16 protein-coding genes are annotated in these 17371 nt (G+C 70.6%); 6 read left to right on the plus strand and 10 right to left on the minus strand.

Annotation, left to right across the window (positions count from 1 at the left end):
• Nucleotides 1–286: 286 nt before the first annotated feature.
• The gene (locus IG75_RS0114175; protein ID WP_156058892.1) at nucleotides 287–505 is read right to left on the minus strand and encodes a hypothetical protein; all 219 of its coding nucleotides are present in this window, start codon (nucleotides 503–505) and stop codon (nucleotides 287–289) included.
• Between the two features lie 82 nt (nucleotides 506–587).
• Between IG75_RS0114175 and IG75_RS0114180 the strand changes: the two genes are divergently transcribed.
• A complete protein-coding gene (locus IG75_RS0114180) occupies nucleotides 588–1241 on the plus strand; it encodes a TetR/AcrR family transcriptional regulator (RefSeq protein WP_081876918.1) in 654 nt (217 codons plus the stop codon).
• Here IG75_RS0114180 and IG75_RS0114185 read toward each other — a convergent pair.
• Nucleotides 1203–2960, minus strand: coding sequence for a proline--tRNA ligase (locus IG75_RS0114185; protein WP_030521731.1), 1758 nt, complete (start codon nucleotides 2958–2960; stop codon nucleotides 1203–1205). The two genes, IG75_RS0114180 and IG75_RS0114185, sit on opposite strands and share 39 nt — an antisense overlap.
• A gap of 147 nt (nucleotides 2961–3107) precedes the next feature.
• On the opposite strand from IG75_RS0114185, the gene yaaA reads away from it, so the two are divergent.
• From yaaA to IG75_RS0114200, 3 genes are all read left to right on the plus strand, one after another.
• Nucleotides 3108–3851, plus strand: a complete 744-nt coding sequence (gene yaaA / locus IG75_RS0114190; RefSeq protein ID WP_030521732.1) for a peroxide stress protein YaaA — start codon at nucleotides 3108–3110, stop codon at nucleotides 3849–3851.
• A gap of 67 nt (nucleotides 3852–3918) precedes the next feature.
• A complete protein-coding gene (gene cobA, locus IG75_RS0114195; RefSeq protein WP_030521733.1) occupies nucleotides 3919–5190 on the plus strand; it encodes a uroporphyrinogen-III C-methyltransferase in 1272 nt (423 codons plus the stop codon).
• Between the two features lie 6 nt (nucleotides 5191–5196).
• Complete coding sequence (locus IG75_RS0114200; RefSeq protein ID WP_030521734.1) at nucleotides 5197–6678, plus strand: MFS transporter; 1482 nt, start codon at nucleotides 5197–5199, stop codon at nucleotides 6676–6678.
• Nucleotides 6679–6694: 16 nt separating this feature from the next.
• Here IG75_RS0114200 and IG75_RS0114205 read toward each other — a convergent pair whose 3' ends face one another.
• Nucleotides 6695–7138 (minus strand): PPOX class F420-dependent oxidoreductase, encoded by a 444-nt coding sequence (locus IG75_RS0114205; protein WP_245713168.1) that lies wholly within the window; start codon nucleotides 7136–7138, stop codon nucleotides 6695–6697.
• 6 nt (nucleotides 7139–7144) lie between these two features.
• Nucleotides 7145–7900, minus strand: coding sequence for a DUF305 domain-containing protein (locus tag IG75_RS0114210; RefSeq protein ID WP_081876863.1), 756 nt, complete (start codon nucleotides 7898–7900; stop codon nucleotides 7145–7147).
• Nucleotides 7901–8092: 192 nt separating this feature from the next.
• Here IG75_RS0114210 and IG75_RS0114215 point away from each other — a divergent pair, with 192 nt between their 5' ends.
• Both IG75_RS0114215 and IG75_RS0114220 read left to right on the plus strand, forming a co-directional pair.
• Nucleotides 8093–9223: a phosphotransferase family protein gene (locus tag IG75_RS0114215; RefSeq protein ID WP_030521737.1), complete on the plus strand. Its 1131-nt coding sequence runs from the start codon at nucleotides 8093–8095 to the stop codon at nucleotides 9221–9223.
• Between the two features lies 1 nt (nucleotide 9224).
• Nucleotides 9225–10355, plus strand: coding sequence for an Rv3169 family protein (locus IG75_RS0114220; protein WP_051714567.1), 1131 nt, complete (start codon nucleotides 9225–9227; stop codon nucleotides 10353–10355).
• Between the two features lie 61 nt (nucleotides 10356–10416).
• Here IG75_RS0114220 and IG75_RS0114225 read toward each other — a convergent pair whose 3' ends face one another.
• The 6 genes from IG75_RS0114225 to mqo form a co-directional block, all read right to left on the minus strand.
• Nucleotides 10417–10833 (minus strand): cobalamin biosynthesis protein, encoded by a 417-nt coding sequence (locus tag IG75_RS0114225; protein WP_245713167.1) that lies wholly within the window; start codon nucleotides 10831–10833, stop codon nucleotides 10417–10419.
• A complete protein-coding gene (locus tag IG75_RS0114230) occupies nucleotides 10830–12239 on the minus strand; it encodes a cobyrinic acid a,c-diamide synthase CobB (protein ID WP_030521740.1) in 1410 nt (469 codons plus the stop codon). The genes IG75_RS0114225 and IG75_RS0114230 overlap by 4 nt, the downstream gene beginning before the upstream one ends.
• A gap of 67 nt (nucleotides 12240–12306) precedes the next feature.
• Complete coding sequence (gene cobO, locus IG75_RS0114235; protein WP_030521741.1) at nucleotides 12307–12921, minus strand: cob(I)yrinic acid a,c-diamide adenosyltransferase; 615 nt, start codon at nucleotides 12919–12921, stop codon at nucleotides 12307–12309.
• 57 nt (nucleotides 12922–12978) lie between these two features.
• A complete protein-coding gene (locus tag IG75_RS0114240) occupies nucleotides 12979–14925 on the minus strand; it encodes a VWA domain-containing protein (protein WP_245713172.1) in 1947 nt (648 codons plus the stop codon).
• A gap of 123 nt (nucleotides 14926–15048) precedes the next feature.
• Nucleotides 15049–15498, minus strand: a complete 450-nt coding sequence (locus IG75_RS0114245; protein ID WP_030521743.1) for a GNAT family N-acetyltransferase — start codon at nucleotides 15496–15498, stop codon at nucleotides 15049–15051.
• Between the two features lie 129 nt (nucleotides 15499–15627).
• Nucleotides 15628–17088 carry a malate dehydrogenase (quinone) gene (gene mqo / locus IG75_RS0114250; protein ID WP_051714629.1) on the minus strand — a complete coding sequence of 487 codons (1461 nt, stop codon included), beginning with the start codon at nucleotides 17086–17088 and terminating at the stop codon, nucleotides 15628–15630.
• Nucleotides 17089–17371: the final 283 nt, after the last annotated feature.

A 17371-nucleotide genomic window follows, 5' to 3' on the forward strand; every position in this document is an offset into this window, starting at 1 on the left:
GTGCTGTTCGCGGGCATCGAAAAATGTCACGGCCCGGGATGCTTCGAGCATCCCGGGCCGCATCGATTCCCGAGCAGGTGCCTGCCGGGCAGGCTGCGCGGGACCGCCCAGCGCGGGAGGGTTCCGATGGCCGGGCGCCGTAACCGGATTCAGTTCCCGGAAACCCCTCGCCGCGTACAACGACCGAGCGGCCCCGGCGGATGGACCCGGCCGCCTCGGCCTGCCGCACCGCGCCCGGTCGCGACTCCGCCCCGGCCGAACCCGGCGCCACACCCGCCTCGGACGCTCAGCTCCCGGACGGCGCGGGATGCGGCCATCCGGGCGTACGGCGGGTGACCAGCGACCCGCCTCGTATCACCCGGACCCGGCCTTCTTCCGCCGTCTCCGCGGCCGGCTCCCGCGCGCCCTCCGGACACACCACGCCGTGCCGTATCCCGTGGGCCGTATGTACTCCCAGCGCGAAATCGCGAGCGAATCGCACCAGACCACGCATCATCCGCCGCATACCGACCTCCACTACACAGATCTGTAAAGTCCGTCGTCCTATACGATAGGTACACAGACCTGTGAAGGCAAGGGAGGTGCGCATGACCGGCACGACGGACAGGGCGGAACCGACGCTCACTCCGGCCGCCCGGCGCATCCTGGACACCGCCGCCGAGCTGTTCTACTCGCGCGGCATCCATGCCGTCGGCGTCGATACGATCGCCGCCGAATCCGGCGTCACCAAACGCACCCTGTACGACCGCTTCGGTTCCAAGGACGGCCTGCTGGTCACCTATCTCGAAGATCGCGATCGGCGCTGGCGCGCCCGGATCGACGACCACCTGGCCGGGCACACCGATCCGATCCGGCGGCTCCTGGTGCCCTTCGACGTCCTGCCCGAATGGCTGCCCGGCAACAGCCGTGGATGCGGCTTCATCAACGCCTTCGCCGAACTGCCCGAACCCGACCACCCGGGCCGGCGGGTGATCGTCGACGAGAAGACGTGGTTACGCGACCTGTTCCGGGAGTTGGCCGCGGCGGCGGGGGCCGCGGACCCGGACCGGCTCGCGGTGCAGCTGCTGAGCCTGCACGAGGGCGCGATCATCAGCTTTTCCATCACCGGCGAGCAGACCGCCGCGGCCGCTACGCGGGCGGCCGCACTCCAGCTCGCCGAGCAGGCCACGCAACGCCGACCCGCTCGGCGAGGAAGCGACGGCTCAGCCGCGGACCCGGGCGAGCACCGCCTCGACCGCTGATTCGGCGGGAACGTCCTGGGTCTCCCCGGTGAACCGGTCGCGCAGCTCCACCCTGCCCTCGGCCCAGCCCCGGCCGATCACCAGTACGTAGGGCATACCGAGCAGTTCGGCATCCTTGAACTTCACTCCGGGCGAGGCGGTGCGATCGTCGAAGAGGATGTCCAGGCCCTGCGCGTTCAGTGCGGACACCACCTCTTCGGCCCCGGCCCGGGCCGCCTCGTCCTTGTTGGCGATCACCACGTGCACGTCGTACGGCGCGACCTCGGACGGCCAGCGCAGACCCTTGTCGTCGTGCTGCTGTTCGGCGATGACCGCCACCATGCGCGAGACTCCGATCCCGTAGGACCCCATCACGAGCCGCACCGGTTTACCGTTCTCCCCCAGCACATCGACCTCGAAAGCGTCGGTGTACTTGTCACCGAGCTGGAAGATGTGGCCGATCTCGATACCGCGCGCCGAGACCAGCGGGCCACGGCCGTCGGGCGACATATCCCCGTCACGCACCTGCGCGGCCTCGATGGTGCCGTCCGGGGTGAAATCACGGCCGGACACCAGGCCGACGACATGTTTGCCGGGCGCGTCGGCGCCGGTGATCCAGGAGGTCCCGGTGACCACCCGGGGGTCGACCAGGTAGCGGATACCGTTGGCCTGCAGTCCCTTCGGGCCGATATAGCCCTTCACCAGGAAGGGGTTGGCGGCGAAATCGGCGTCGGTGAGCAGTTCCACCTCGGCCGGTTCGACCGACGCGCCGAGACGCTTGTCGTCGACCTCGCGATCGCCGGGCACGCCGATACCGACGATTTCGGTCTTCCCATCGGGATGCCGCAGTTTCACCATGACGTTCTTCAGGGTGTCCGCGGCGGTGACCGGGCGACCGTAGCGCTCGGCAATTCCCGCACCGTTCGCCCAGTCCACCAGCGTCGCGATGGTCGGGGTATCGGGGGTGTCGTGGACCTGCGCCGCGGGCTGCCCCTCGAGGGGCAGCGGCTCGGGCGCGGGAGTGACCACGGCCTCCACATTCGCGGCGTACCCGGATTCCCGGCACACCACATAGGTGTCCTCGCCGACCGGGCTGTCGGCCAGGAACTCCTCGGAGGCACTGCCGCCCATGGCGCCGGAGGTCGCGGCGACGATCACATACTTCACGCCGAGCCGATCGAAGATGCGCTGGTAGGCCTCGCGGTGCGCGGTGTAGCTGGCCTTCAGCCCGTCCTCGTCCAGGTCGAAGGAATAGGAGTCCTTCATGATGAATTCGCGGCCGCGCAGGATGCCGGCCCGGGGCCGTTCCTCGTCGCGGTACTTGGCCTGGATCTGGTACAGGGTGACCGGCAGATCCTTATAGGAGTTGTATTCACCCTTCACGGTGAGGGTGAACAGTTCCTCATGGGTGGGGCCGAGCAGATAGTCGGCGCCCTTGCGGTCCTGGAGCCGGAACAGGGCGTCACCGTATTCGGTCCAGCGGTTCGTGGCCTCGTAGGGGTCACGCGGCAGCAGCGCCGGTAGCGAGATCTCCTGCGCGCCGATGGCGTTCATCTCCTCGCGCACCACCTCCTCCACCTTGTGCAGCACCCGCAGGCCCAGCGGCAGCCACGAGTACACACCCGGCGCGATCCGGCGCACATAGCCGGCGCGCACCAGCAGCTTGTGGCTGGGCACCTCGGCGTCGGCGGGATCGTCGCGCAACGTACGGAGGAACAGTCGGGAGAGGCGGGTGATCACGGTTGCCCAGCGTAGCCCCTGTGCGCCCGCCGGCCACATTCGATTACCGGTGGTGGGCGCCGTGCGCTCGGCGCGGGCGCCGCGCCCCGGATCCGTCCAGCCGGGGCCGGCGGGCGCGCGGGGCGGCGGCCGGTACCGTTACCGGTCGTGCTGGTGCTGCTCCCCCCTTCCGAAACCAAATCCGACGGCGGTTCCGGCGGCCCGCTGGATCTGTCGGCGCTGGCCTTCGACTCGCTCACCGAAGTCCGTGCGCAGCTGGTCGGCGACCTGGTCGCACTGGCCGGTGACCCGGACGCCGCCCGGGCCGCCCTCGGGCTCGGTAAGAACTCCGAGGCCGAGCTGGCCCGCAATGCCGCGGTGCGCACCTCCCCCACCCGGCCGGCGCTGGAACGCTATACCGGCGTCCTGTACGACGCGCTGGCGGCGAGTTCCTTCACCCGGACCCAACGCGCGAAAGCGCTCGCCCGGATCGCGGTCGGCTCGGCGCTTTTCGGCGCGGTGCGGGCCGGCGATCCCATCCCCGCGTACCGGCTGTCGGGCGGCTCGAAACTGCCGGGCCGACCGACCCTGTCCACGGTCTGGCGTGACCACCTGGGCCCGGCCCTGCGCGACGCGGCCGGCGACGAACTCGTGGTGGACCTGCGTTCGGGTACCTACCAGCAGCTCGGCCGGGTACCGGGCGCGGTCACCGCGACGGTGCTCACCGAGCACGCGGACGGATCACGCACGGTGGTCAGCCACTTCAACAAGCACCACAAGGGTCTGCTGGCCCGGGCCCTGGTGCTCACCCGCGCCGAACCCGGGGATATCCGTGCGGTCGCCCGGGTCGCGGACAAAGCCGGACTGCGCACCGAGATCGCCTCCGATACCGAGCTGGTCGTCCTCACCTGATCCGGGGCCCGGAACCTCCGGCGGGCGGCTGCGGACCGCACCGCACCGGGCCGTAGGCTCGAGCCTTGTGCCGAACACGTCAGCCGATACCGACAACCTGTCCGCCGGGGACTCGAACTACCTGGTGGGACTCGATCTGAACGGACGCCGGGTCGTCGTCGTGGGCGGGGGCAGCGTGGCACAGCGCCGGTTGGGCCTGCTCATCGCCGCCGGCGCCGTCGTCGAGGTGATCACCCGGGAGGCCACCCCCGCGGTCGAGGCGATGGCCACCGCGGGCCAGATCACGCTCACCCTGCGCGATTACGCCGACGGTGACCTCGACGGCGCCTGGTACGCCATCGCCTGCACCGACGGGCCCGAGACCAACGCCGCCGTCGTCACCGAAGCCACCCGGCGCCGGATCTTCTGCGTCCGCGCCGATCACGCGCAGTCCGGGACGGCGGTCACCCCGGCGACCGCCCGCTACGACGGGATGACGCTGGGTGTGCTGGCCGGCGGCAGGCATCGGCGCTCGGCCGCGGTCCGGACGGCGCTGCTGGAAGCGCTGCAATCGGGTGTGGTCACCGACGACGCGACCCCCATGGCCCCCGGAGTCGCCCTGGTCGGTGGCGGGCCCGGCGACCCCGATCTGATCACCGTGCGCGGCCGCCGGCTCCTGGCCCGGGCCGATCTGGTGGTGGCCGACCGCCTGGCCCCGCCGGAGTTGCTGGCCGAGCTGGGCCCGGATGTCGAAGTGGTGGACGCCGCCAAGATCCCGTACGGGCGCTCGATGGCGCAGGACGCGATCAACCGGGCCCTGGTGGACGGCGCCCGGGCGGGCAAATTCGTGGTCCGGCTCAAGGGCGGTGATCCGTATGTGTTCGGGCGCGGTTACGAGGAGCTCGAGGCCTGTGTCGACGCCGGAGTGCCGGTGACGGTGGTGCCGGGAGTCACCAGCCCGATCTCGGTGCCGGCAGCCGCGGGCATCCCGGTCACCCATCGCGGTGTCACCCATGAATTCGTAGTGGTCAGTGGCCATATTCCACCGGACCACCCGGATTCGCTGGTCGACTGGCCGGCACTGGCCCGGCTGCGCGGCACCCTCGTCCTGATGATGGCGGTGGAGCGGATCGAACAGTTCGCGGCGGCCCTGCGCGCGGGTGGCCGCCCCGCCGAGACCCCGGCGACGGTGATCCAGGAAGGCACCCTGCGTGGCCAGCGGGTACTGCGGGCCACCCTCGCCGATGTGGCCGAACGCGTCCGCGCCGAAGGTATCCGGCCGCCCGCGATCATTGTGATCGGGCCCACGGCCGGGTTCAGCGCCGCGCCGGTAGCGGCCGGCGACGGTCGGTTACAGTGACCCACTGTGCTCGATAACCCCCCAGCTATCAAATATCCGGTGACGAAACGAGCCTTCGGCCTCGCCATTCTCGTACTCAGCGGGTTACAGCTGATGGTGGTGCTGGACGGCACTGTGGTGATCCTGGCGCTGCCGCGGCTGCAGGAGGAAATGGGCCTGTCCAGTTCGGGCAGCGCGTGGACCATCACCGCCTACGGGCTGCCGTTCGCCGGCCTGATGCTGCTCGGCGGCCGGATCGGCGATTCGTTCGGACGCCGGCGCATGTTCGTCCTCGGTGTGGGCCTGTTCACGCTGGCCTCCATGCTGTGCGGGCTGGCGCAGGGCGAGCAGATGCTCATCGCCGCGCGCGCCTTCCAGGGCACCGGCGCCGCACTCGCCGCGCCCACCGCCTTCGCGCTGGTCGCCAGCACCTTCGCCCCGGGCAGGGTGCGCAACCAGGCCTTCGCCATCTTCGGCTCGATGGTCGCGCTGGGCTCGGTCGGCGGACTGGTGATCGGCGGGGCGCTCACCGAGGCCAGCTGGCGGTGGATCTTCCTGATCAATGTGCCGATCGGCGTGCTCATCGTGATCGGCGCGCTGGTCGCGCTCCGCGATACCCACCATCAGCGGCTGACTCTGGACGTGCGCGGCGCGTTCCTCGGCACCCTGGCGTGCGCTCTGATCGTCTGGGGCGCCACCGAGGGACCGGAACTCGGCTGGGGTGACCCGCTGGTCTACGGCACCCTGATCGCGGGCGCGGTGCTGCTACCGGTTTTCGTCTTCGCGGAACGGCACGTGGACAACCCCCTGCTGCCGTGGACGCTGTTCGACAGCCGCGACCGCGTCGCCACCTTCGTGGTGATCCTGCTCGCCAGCGGCGTACTGGGCGCCACCACGTATTTCGCCGGATTGTTCGTACAGAACGTCGTCGGTTACAGCCCGCTGGTCGCCGGGATCTCGTTCATCCCGTTCACCGTCGGCGTCGGCCTCGGCAGCGCGGTGGCCACCCGGCTGGCCCTGCACATCGCGCCCCGGTGGCTGCTGGTCGGCGCGGCGGTGGTGCTGATGGCCGGTCTCGGCTACGGCTCGACGCTGGACGCGGACGTCGGCTACTGGTCCACCCTGCTGCCGCTGTTCTCGGTGATCGGTTTCGGGATCGGTATCGCCATGGTGCTCATCCCGCTGTGTGTGCTGGTCGGGGTGCCGCCGGACGAGATCGGCCCACTGTCGGCGATCGGCCAGATGTTCCTGAATCTGGGCACCCCCATCGCCATCGGCGTGCTCACCCCGCTGGCCGCCTCCCGGACCCTGTCCGAGGGCGGGACCATCAAGAAACCGGCCGAGATGACAGCGGCGGAGATCACCGCGCTCGGTGACGGCTACACCCTGGCCCTGCTGGTGGCCGCGATCGGCGGGCTGCTGGTGGGCCTGATCGCGCTGACCCTGCGTTACACCGCGGAAGAGGTGGCCCGGGCCCAGCACGCCCAGGACGAAGCCCAGGCGGCCTGACCCCGGCAACGACGCGTCACAGCCGCCCGGTGATCTTGGTCGGGGTGATCCGCACCGCCACCCGGGGGCCGTCGTCCACCGAGGCCGGATTGAACTCGGCGTACGGCTTGCCGGTGTACTTGATCGACATCCGGTCGCCGACCAGCATGTCGGGGTCCGGGGTGAGGGTGGCGGTACCGCGGATCTCGGCGTAGACGTACGGGTTGTCCGGCGGCGCGATCAGAACCGAGATGCGCGGATCACGGGCCAGATTCCTGCCCTGGACGCGGTCGGTCGTCGTGGAGTAGAGCAACTCGTCGCCGTCCCGGTCGATCCAGGTGACGGTCAGATGCGGGTGGCCGTCGCGGCCGATGGTGGCCACGGTCACAAACAGTTTGGCATCGTCGATGTACTTCTTGACGGTGTCGGGCAACGAGATAGCGCTCATGATCACCAGCAACCCGAGTCCGCGCGGGTTCATTCCGGCTCAGCCCGGTGGGTCCGCCGTCAGTTCGGCCAGCAGCAGCGCCATCAGCCCCGACTCCTGGGTCTGCGCGGTGATCATCTCCCGGGCCACCTGTTTCACCACCCCCTCGGTGAGCAGCGCGTCGGCCACCCGGGCCATGGCGATACCGCCCTCGTGATGGCGCTGCATCAATTGCAGGAACAGGATCGCGGCAGTACGGCCCCGCGCGGCCGACAGGCTGTCGAGTTCGGCCTGCGTGGCCATCCCCGGCATCGCGGCCGCCGCCGGGTCGTGGGCGGCGTGCTGATCGTGGGTCCGCGCGGGCATCCAGCCCATCGGCTCCGCGCCCGCGGCCGGCGCTCCGGCCAGCCGCAACCAGCCCAGCAGGGTGCCGATCTCGGAGAGCTGGGTGTCCTCGATCTGCCGGGCCAGACCGTGCACCGCGGGGGCGACGCCGGGATCGAGTCGCTGCACCATCACCAGTGCCTGATGGTGATGGGCGGCCATATCCTGGACGAATCCGATCTCCGTGGCGGACAGCACCTCCGGTGCCGCCGGGTCGTCGATGAACAGCGGGCGCAGCGCCGCCCCCAGCACCAGGAGCAGTCCCGCCGCCACCAGCACGGCGATCGCGTCGCGTAAACGCCTCACGCGGGCCTCCCGGTCCGCCGGGCCGGGGATGATTCCGCCGCCGCGCCCCACCGCCCGCGGTCGCGCCGGCACAGCGTCACGCTCATCGTCGTCCTCCCACCCGGCCGAGCGGCTCGCCCCGGCCATCGAAGGAATTATGGTCGGCCGGCCGCACCCGGGGAGCGATTCGCGATGTTCCGGCGGACCGATGATCCGCCGAATCGGCACCGCCCGAGACTGAAACACGTTACAGTCTCCCGCACGCGGGCGGCCCGGTGGTGTGTCAGCCGAGACCGGGCGGTCTCCGCGCCGAGGCCGGATGGCGTCAGGAGGACGACGATGCCCGACGATGTGAACCCCACCGAACATATGCGGCTCACCACCAGCGAACGCGATCTGGACGCGCTGGCGGGCCAACTCTCCGAGTGGTTACGGGACCGGGTCGGAGCCGACGGACCGCCGGTCATCAGTGATCTGCAGCGGCCGCTGTCCGGCGGCCTGTCCAGCGCCTCGGTGCTCTTCGACGCGCACTGGAAATCCGGCGACCGTACCGAAGGGGGCGCCTTCGTCGCGCGGATGATCCCGGAGGAGGGCGCGTTCCCGGTCTTCGAGAAATACGATCTGGAACTGCAGTACCGGGTCATCACCGAAATCGCCGCCGCCACCGATGTCCCGGTACCACGGTTGCGCTGGCTGGAAACCGGGAGCGCGGCCTGCGGTGCGCCGTTCTTCGTGATGGACCGGGTACCCGGCCGCATCCCGGGCGACAATCCGCCCTACGTATTCGCGGGCTGGCTCTACGACGCGACCATCACCGAGCGGGCCGAACTCACCCGCAACACCCTCGACGTCCTGGCCCGGATCCACGCGCTGCCCGAACCGGCGCGACGGTTCCCCGAACTCGACGGGCCGGGCCCGGCGCTGCGCCGCCATATCGAAGCGGACCGGGCCTGGTACCACTGGGCGCTGGCCGGCGACGGCTACGAGATCCCGCTCATCGAGCGCGCTTTCGACTGGCTGGACCAGAACTTCCCGGACGATCCCGGACCCGATGTGCTCAGCTGGGGTGATGCCCGGCCCGGCAATATCATCTACGAAGGGTTCTCACCGGTCGCCGTATTGGACTGGGAGATGGCCGCACTGGGCCCGCGCGAACTCGATCTGGCCTGGATGATCTTCCTGCACCGCTTCTTCCAGGACATCGCCACCGGATTCGGCTTCCCCGGCCTCCCCGATTTCCTGCGCCGCGACGAGGTCGTCGAACACTACGAGAAGGTCAGCGGCCACACCGTCACGAATCTGGACTTCTACCTCACCTATGCCGCGCTGCGGCACGCGATCGTCATGGCCCGGATCAAACGCCGGATGATCCATATGGGCGAGGACACCGTCCCGGCGGAGCGTGACGACTACATCATGCACCGCGCCACCCTGGAAGCCCTGCTCGACGGCACCTACGGATGGGACTGACATGAGCGAAACCACCGCCCACACCCCGGCCACCGCACCGGGGCCCCTGGACGAGTACCCGATCCACCAGGCACCGCTGCCCATCGCCCGGGCCGCGACCAGCGACCGGAACTTCTACGACCGCAGCTATTTCAACGCGCACAACCGCGACGGCGCGATCATGCTGGTGACCGGATTCGGGGTCTACCCGAATCTCGGTGTCACCGACGCCTACGCCGCGGTACGCCGCGGCGACGAGATCACCTCCGTGCGGTTCTCCGACGCCCGCAGCGACCGGGACCTGGATATGGCGGTCGGCGGTTACCGGATCGAAGTGGTCGAACCGCTGCGCCGCATCCGGGTGGTCTGCGAACACGAGGACCTGGGTCTCGACCTCACCTGGACCGGCGCCTTCCCCGCCGTGCAGGAGCAGCCGCACGTCATGCTGGCCGGTAACCGTCCGACCCTCGACGCCTCCCGCTTCGCCCAGGTCGGTTCGTGGGCGGGCACGCTCGCGATCGGCGGCGAGGACATCACCGTGGACCCGGCGATCTGGACCGGCACCCGGGACCGCTCCTGGGGTATCCGGCCCGTCGGCGAGGCCGAACCGCCGGGCCGGGCAGCCGCCGAAGGTGCCGGTGGGTTCTGGTGGCTGTACGTGCCGCTGCGATTCGACGATTTCGCGGTGGTGGTGATCATCCAGGAGAACCCCGACGGCTACCGCACCCTCAACGACGCGGTCCGGGTGTTCCCGGACGGATCGGTGGAACAGCTGGGCTGGCCGCGGATCACCATCGACTACCGGTCGGGAACCCGCCATCCCGAGAGCGCGAGCCTGGAACTGCGGACCCCCGACGGGAAACCGCTGACCATCGATATCCGCACCGTCACCGGGATACCGCTGCACATCGGCTGCGGTTACGGCGGCGACCCGGACTGGCAGCACGGGCAGTGGAAGGGCCGCGACTGGTCGTGGGCCAACAGCTACGACCTCACCGATCCGGCGATCGCCGGGCGGATACCGTGGGGTGTCACCGACCACATCGCGCACGCCCGCTGCGGGGACGCCGAGGGTTGGGGACTGTTCGAACACGCGAGCGTCGGCCGGCACGACCCCACCGGTTTCGCGGATCTGCTGTCGGTGGCGCCTTAGCAAGTGCTACAGCCCGGCCCGGGGGTGCGGGTCACCTCGAGGTCCTGAACCCCGGGCGTGGTCAGCCGCGCGCGGCGGTCGCGGCGACCACCACGCCCCCGACCACCTGTCGCGGCACGAGCAAGGGCCCGGTACCGGCCAGCAGCGCCGCGGCCTCGGCCACACCGGGAATTCCCAACGCGGCGGCCACCCGCTCCGACGGGTTCGGCACCGGCACCCGCGCCAACCGCTCGACGGAATAGCCGTACAGCGGCACGCCCAGTACAGCGGCGGCCTCGCGGAGGCCCGGCTCGCCGGCCCGGCTATCCAGGGCCGCCAGGCAGGCTATCGGCTGCCCGGGAAACACTTCCGCCAGCACCGCGAGAATTCGCTCGGCCGACGGATCCGGGCGCAGGCCGAGACCGACCGCGAGTTCTCCCGGGTACGGCGCGGCCCGCGGTGCGGGGCCGGCTTCCAACCGCCGGTCTCCGCCGGTCACCACCGTGCCGGCACGGCGGGGCGGGTGCGCTGATGGGCGCGTGCGGCGGCGACGAACCGGCGCACCGCGCCCGGGTTTCCGGCCGGGTGGGTGTGCAGGTAGGACGCGTGCACCCGGTGCACGAGCGCACCCTCACGCACCTGTTCCCCGGTGGTACGCCATCCCCAGGCGGGCGGGGCACCGCCGGGTTCCACCAGCCGGGTCCGATGGAATTCGTGCCCGCGTACCCGCTCACCGGTCCGCCAGAGCACGGAATCGGCCAGCGCCACCGCCTCTCGGTAGCCCAGGGTCAGGCGGGGCCCGAACTCGGCGACCGCGTCGATCAGGCCCGCCATCGGATGACCGTCCAGGGATCGGGTGAGGTACAGCAGCCCGGCGCATTCGGCGTGGATCGGCAGCCCCGCCCGGGCCCGCTCCGCCACCGCGGCGCGCAGTCCGGTATTGGCCGCCAACGCCCCCGCGTGCTCCTCCGGGAATCCGCCCGGCAACACCAGCCCCGCGGCCTCGGCCGGCAGGGTGTCGTGCAGCGGGTCGATCACGGCGACCCGGGCGCCCGCGGCGGTGAGCAGTTCCCGGTGTTCGGCATAGCCGAAGGTGAAGGCGGGGCCACCGGCTACCGCGATCACCGGATCCGGTCCCTCCGGCGGCGCCACATCGTCCGCGAGTTCCCGGACCGCATCCCAACTCGGCCCGGGCTCCGGCGCGGCGGCCAACGCCGCGACCGCGGCGAGATCGATATGGCGCGCGGCCAGATCGGTCATCGCGTCCACCGCGCGCCTCGCCGCGAGGCCGTGTTCCACCGCCGGGATGAGGCCCAGATGCCGGGACGGGACCTCGAGTTCGGCCAGCCGGGGCAGCGCGCCGAGCACCGGCAGGCCCACCCGGTCGCAGGCGGCGCGCAGCACCTGCTCGTGCCGGGCACTGCCGACCCGGTTGAGCACCACCCCGCCCAGCCGCACCCCGGAGTCGAAGGTGGCGAACCCGTGCAGTAGCGCTGCCAGGCTCTGGCTGTGCCCACGCGCGTCCACGACCAGGATCACCGGCAGGCCCAGCAGGCTCGCCACCTGGGCGGTGGAGCCTTCCGCGACGGGATCGGCGGCCTGTTCGTCGATCCGTCCGTCGAACAGGCCCATCACCCCTTCCACCACCGCGATATCGCAGTCGCGGGCACCGTGGCGGTAGAGCGGGGCGATCCGGTCGTGCCCGACCAGCACCGGATCCAGGTTACGACCGGGGCGTTCGGCGGCGAGGCCGTGATAGCCGGGATCGATGTAGTCGGGCCCCACCTTGAAGGGGGCCACCCGGCGGCCCGCACGGCGCAGCGCACCGATGAGACCGGTGGCGACAGTGGTCTTCCCGCTGCCGGAGGCCGGCGCGGCGAGCACTATCCCCGGGGCGGCGCTCATCGCACGGCATTCCCGGCCGAGCGGTACCGGCGGCCTGCGCACCGGATCCCGGCACCCCGGGACCCGCTCACCATTCGATACCCCGTTGCCCCTTGCGACCCGCGTCCATGGGGTGGCGCACCTTGGTCATCTCGGTCACCAGATCCGCCGCCTCCACCAGTTCCGGCGGCGCGTCCCGGCCGGTGATGACGACGTGCTGGTGGCCCGGACGCGCGCGCAGGGTGTCGACGACCTCGGCCACATCCACCCACCCCCATTTCAGCGGGTAGGTGAATTCGTCGAGCACATAGAACCGGTGCTCCTCGGCACGCAGCCGCCGCGCGATCTCCTGCCAGCCGCCCAGCGCCGCGGCCGCGTGATCGGTTTCGCTGCCCTGCTTACGAGTCCACGACCAGCCCTCGCCCATCTTGTGCCACTGCACCGGCGCGCCCACCCCGGTCTCGCCGTGCAGCCGGCCGAGTTCGCGGAAAGCCGCTTCCTCCCCGACCTTCCACTTGGCGCTCTTGACGAACTGGAACACCGCCACATCGAAACCCTGGTTCCAGGCCCGCAACGCCATCCCGAAGGCGGCGGTGGACTTACCTTTGCCCGGACCGGTGTGCACGGCGAGCACCGGCTGATTACGGCGCTGCCGGGTGGTCAGTCCGTCGTCGGGTACTTGCTCGGGCACCCCTTTGGGCATGGGTTCTCCTGATCTGGTTCGGGTTTCGTGCTTGTCCGGTGCGGGCCGGGTCCGGGCTCACGCGGCGCGTGCGCCGCCGGAGGCGCCCGCGCGGACCACCTCGGCCACCGAGGCGCCGGTCAGTTCGCCGAGCCGGACGGCCGTACCGCCCAGCGCGGCCGCCAGTTCGGCGGCCAGCCCCAGCCGGACCATGCCGCGTTCGCAGTCGACGACAACGGAGGTGACGCCGTCACGCGCGAGCCGGGTGGCCGCCGCGCGGGCCCGCGCCACCGGATCGGTCCCGCCGGTGGCACGGCCGTCGGTGAGCAGCACCAGCATCGGCCGGCGCTGCGGGTCGCGGACGCGTTCCCGGTAGACCACCTCGCGTGCCGTGCGCAACCCCGCGGCCAGCGGAGTCTTCCCGCCAGTACGCAACCCGGTCAGGCGGCGGACGGCGATATCGATCGAGGAGGTGGGCGGCAGTACCAGTTCTGCCTCGCTGCCGCGCACCGAGATCACCGCGACCTTGTCGCGGCGCTGATAGGCGTCGCGCAGCAGGGTCACCACCGCGCCGGTCACCGCGGACAGCCGGTCGCGGGCGGCCATGGAACCGGAGGTGTCGACCACGAAGAGCACCAGGTTGCCCTCGCGTCCCTCGCGGTACGCCCCGCGCAGATCACCGGGTGCGAGCACCAGTGGCCCGGTGCGCCGGCCGCGCGCCCGCTGATGCGGCGCCGCGGCCCGCAGGGTGCCCAGTAGATGCAGGCCGCCGGTGGGCTCGGGGGTCGTGTTCACCACGCGGCCCTGCCGGGTCTGCGCCCGGGACCGCCGGCCGGGCGCTCCTTCGCCCACACCCGGTACCTCCCAGCGCGGCGGCCGGACCGGTGCCGCGACCGGCGCGCTCGCCTGCCCGGTCCCGCCGGCGCCACCTGGGTTGCCGGAGTTCTCATTCGTCTCGGTGTCCGCACCGGGCGCCTCGGCGCCGCCACCGGGACCGTCCGGGTCGTCGTCGGGATCGACGGGGCCACGAGGCCCCTGCGCCTCGTCGTCGGCCGGTGCGTTCTGCTGATCGCCGGCCTGCTCGGCCGCGTCGCGCATGGCGTCGTCGAGCTGTTCGGGGGTGATCCCGGGTTCGTCGAACGGGTCCCGCCGCCGCCGGTGCGGCAGCGCCAGTTCGGCGGCGACGCGCACATCGTCGGCGGTGACACTGCCGCGCCCGCACCAGGCGGCATGGGCGGCGGCGGTGCGGGCCACCACCAGATCCGCCCGCATACCGTCGACGTCGAAGGAGGCGCAGACCGCGGCGATCCGCCGCAGCTCCACATCGTCGAGCGCGACCTCGGGCAGCCGGTCGCGGGCGGTGAGGACGCGGTCGGCGATCTCGGCGTCCGCGGCGGCGTAGGCGGCCGCGAAACCGTTGGGATCGGCCTCGTAGTCGAGACGGCGACGGACCACGGACATCCGGACGTCCACGTCCCGGGAGGCGGTCACATCCACGGTCAGGCCGAATCGGTCGAGCAGCTGCGGCCGCAGCTCGCCCTCCTCCGGGTTCATGGTGCCGACCAGGACGAACCGGGCCGGATGGGAATGCGAGACGCCGTCGCGTTCGATGTGCACCCGGCCCATGGCCGCCGCGTCCAGCAGCACATCCACCAGGTGGTCGTGCAGCAGGTTGACCTCGTCCACGTACAGCACCCCGTGATGGGCGGCGGCGAGCAGGCCGGGCCGGAACGCCTGTTCGCCGTCGCGCAGGACCCGCTCCAGATCGAGGGAGCCGACGACCCGGTCCTCGGTGGCGCCGACCGGGAGTTCCACCAGCCGCGCCGGGCGGGCGCCCGATTCATCGACCACCGGCGGCAGCAGCCGCGCCAGGGCCCGCACCACCGTGGACTTCGCGGTTCCCTTCTCGCCGCGCACGAGTACGCCACCGATACCGGGATGCACAGCGCACAGGATCAGCGCGAGCTGCAACCGCTCCTGTCCGACCACCGCGGAGAACGGGAACCCGGACTCACCGCCGTCCACGGCGGGGGCGATCGGTCGGGATGCGGGCCGGGCGGTTTCGGTGGAGGACACGGCCCCACTCTAAAACGTGCCGCCGCCCGGCCCGGCCCTCCCCTGCCCGAGACGGGCGGAAGGGCCCGATCGCTATCCCTTGCGCATCGGTACGTGCGCGACGCCGTCCTCGATGAACTCCGCGCCGTCGACCTCGAAACCGTGTTTGGTGTAGAGATCGATCAGGTAGGTCTGAGCGTTGAGCCGGACGGTGTGCGATCCGGTCTCGGCGAGGGCGGCCTGCAGCAGCCGGGTGGTGTATCCGTGCCCGCGGGCCTCGACCGCGGTACACAACCGCCCGATCCGGAAGGATTTGACGCCGTCCTCGTGCTCTTCGAGCAGGCGCAGGGTGGCGATGACCTCGCCCTCGTCGTCGAGCCACAGATGCCGGGTCTCCGGCAGCAGGTCCTGTCCGTCCAGCTCCGGGTACGCGCACTTCTGCTCGACCACGAACACTTCGACCCGCAGCTTCAGCAACTCGTACAGGGTGGGGGTATCGAGATCCTGCGCCCATGACCGGCGGAGTGCAACCGTTGACATCATCGCGCCTTGCTATCACACCTCGGCGCCGGATGCACGCGAATGCCCCGGGCACACCGCGGCGCGCGGCCACGACACGCATGGCCCGCGGGGTTACCACCCCGCGGGCCGGCGCGCGCAATGTCGTCCGGATCAGACCCCGGCAGCGACCCCGGCGCGCGTATCGGACCGGTTGAGCTGCAATGCCTTACCCGTCCAGTCCCACACCTCGCCGAACAGGCGCTGGTTCTCCGACAGTTTCACGCCCAGCGACGGGACCATTTCCTTCAGCTTGGGCGTCCACTGCTCGTACTCGGCCGGGAAGCAGCGTTCCAGGACGTCCAGCATGGCGGTGACACAGGTGGAGGCACCGGGCGAGGCACCCAGCAGGCCCGCGATGGAACCGTCCTGCGCCGCGATGACGGCGGTACCCAGTTCGAGGACACCGCCGACGCCCTTACGGCGGATCACCTGCACTCGCTGGCCGGCCGTGATGAGTTCCCAGTCCCGGCCCTCGGCGCGCGGAATGAACTCCTCCATGGTGTACACCCGGCCGGACTGCGATTTCATCAGCTCGGTGACCAGGTATTTGACCAGACTCAACTCGGTGACGCCCACGCCGAGCATCGGTGCCAGGTTGCCGGGCTTGATCGATTTGAACAGGTCGGCATTGCTGCCGTCCTTGAGGAACTTGGGGGTCCAGCCGGCATAGGGGCCGAACAGCAGGCCGGGCTTGCCCTTGATGACGCGGGTGTCCAGATGCGGCACCGACATCGGCGGCGCACCGACGGCCGCCTTGCCGTACACCTTGGCTCCGTGCTTCGCGATCAGTTCGGGATTGGTACACCGCAGGAACTGACCCGAGACCGGGAATCCCGCGAAACCGCGGATCTCCTTGATCCCCGCCTTCTGCAGCAGCGGCAGCGCCCCGCCGCCGGCCCCGACGAAGACGAACTTGCTGATCAGCGTGCGAGTGCGCCCGGTCCGGGTGTTGCGCACCGTGACCTTCCAGCTGCCGTCCTTCTGCTTGGACAGGTTACGAACCTCGTTACCGAAGCCGATCTCCCCGCCACTGGCACCGATATGGGCGAGCAGCTCCTTGGTGAGCGAACCGAAATCGATATCGGTGCCGCCGTCGGACCAGTTGAGGGCGACGGGGTCGGAGAAATCGCGGCCGCGGGCCATCAGCGGCAGCCGGCGGGCGAACTCGTCGGAGCTGTCGATGTACTCCATCCCGGCGAACAGCGGATGCCGGGAGAGCGCCTCGTACCGCTTGCGCAGGTACTCCACATCGGCGGCGCCGTGCACGAAGCTCACGTGCGGGATGGGGTTGATGAAGCGGGAGGGATCGCTCAGGATCCCGTTCTCCACCGCGTAGGCCCAGAACTGGCGGGAGACCTGGAACCGCTCGTTGATATCGACGGCCTTGCCGATATCGACCGAACCGTCCGGCTTCTGCGGGCTGTAATTGAGCTCACACAGGGCCGAATGTCCGGTACCGGCGTTGTTCCACGGATCACTGCTCTCGGCGGCGGCGGCGTCCAGCCGTTCGAACACCGAGATCGACCAGTCCGGCTGCAGCTGACGCAGCAGCGCGCCGAGCGTGGCGCTCATGATGCCGGCACCGATGAGGACTACATCGGTCTTTTCAGTCTGGGCAGCGTTCGGCACGGGTGTTCGACTTCCTTGTCCTGATGCGCGGGGCGCACATCCGTGGGATGCGGCCCGCTGGGGCACGGGCGCTTGTGCAGTTGTGTACGGGTCGCGATGGTGAGCCCTCCGGGCTCGGCCGAATGTAGGTTACCCGTCGTTCACTATTGCCAATTGTGCACCTCGACACGCGCGGAATCCGCAGCCAGGGCGGCGATTGTGACGTAGATTCCTCCTCTCCGTCACC

The organism is Nocardia rhamnosiphila NBRC 108938 (assembly GCF_000720425.1).
GTDB lineage: Bacteria > Actinomycetota > Actinomycetes > Mycobacteriales > Mycobacteriaceae > Nocardia > Nocardia rhamnosiphila.

Excerpts from the sequence above, each read along its gene's own strand:
- IG75_RS0114175 (WP_156058892.1), bottom strand. The coding sequence starts at position 505 with ATGCGGCGGATGATGCGTGGTCTGGTGCGATTCGCTCGCGATTTCGCG.
- IG75_RS0114180 (WP_081876918.1), top strand. The coding sequence starts at position 588 with ATGACCGGCACGACGGACAGGGCGGAACCGACGCTCACTCCGGCCGCC.
- IG75_RS0114205 (WP_245713168.1), bottom strand. The coding sequence starts at position 7,138 with ATGAACCCGCGCGGACTCGGGTTGCTGGTGATCATGAGCGCTATCTCG.
- IG75_RS0114210 (WP_081876863.1), bottom strand. The coding sequence starts at position 7,900 with ATGGCCGGGGCGAGCCGCTCGGCCGGGTGGGAGGACGACGATGAGCGT.
- IG75_RS0114215 (WP_030521737.1), top strand. The coding sequence starts at position 8,093 with ATGCCCGACGATGTGAACCCCACCGAACATATGCGGCTCACCACCAGC.
- IG75_RS0114220 (WP_051714567.1), top strand. The coding sequence starts at position 9,225 with ATGAGCGAAACCACCGCCCACACCCCGGCCACCGCACCGGGGCCCCTG.
- IG75_RS0114230 (WP_030521740.1), bottom strand. The coding sequence starts at position 12,239 with ATGAGCGCCGCCCCGGGGATAGTGCTCGCCGCGCCGGCCTCCGGCAGC.
- cobO (WP_030521741.1), bottom strand. The coding sequence starts at position 12,921 with ATGCCCAAAGGGGTGCCCGAGCAAGTACCCGACGACGGACTGACCACC.
- IG75_RS0114245 (WP_030521743.1), bottom strand. The coding sequence starts at position 15,498 with ATGATGTCAACGGTTGCACTCCGCCGGTCATGGGCGCAGGATCTCGAT.
- mqo (WP_051714629.1), bottom strand. The coding sequence starts at position 17,088 with ATGAGCGCCACGCTCGGCGCGCTGCTGCGTCAGCTGCAGCCGGACTGG.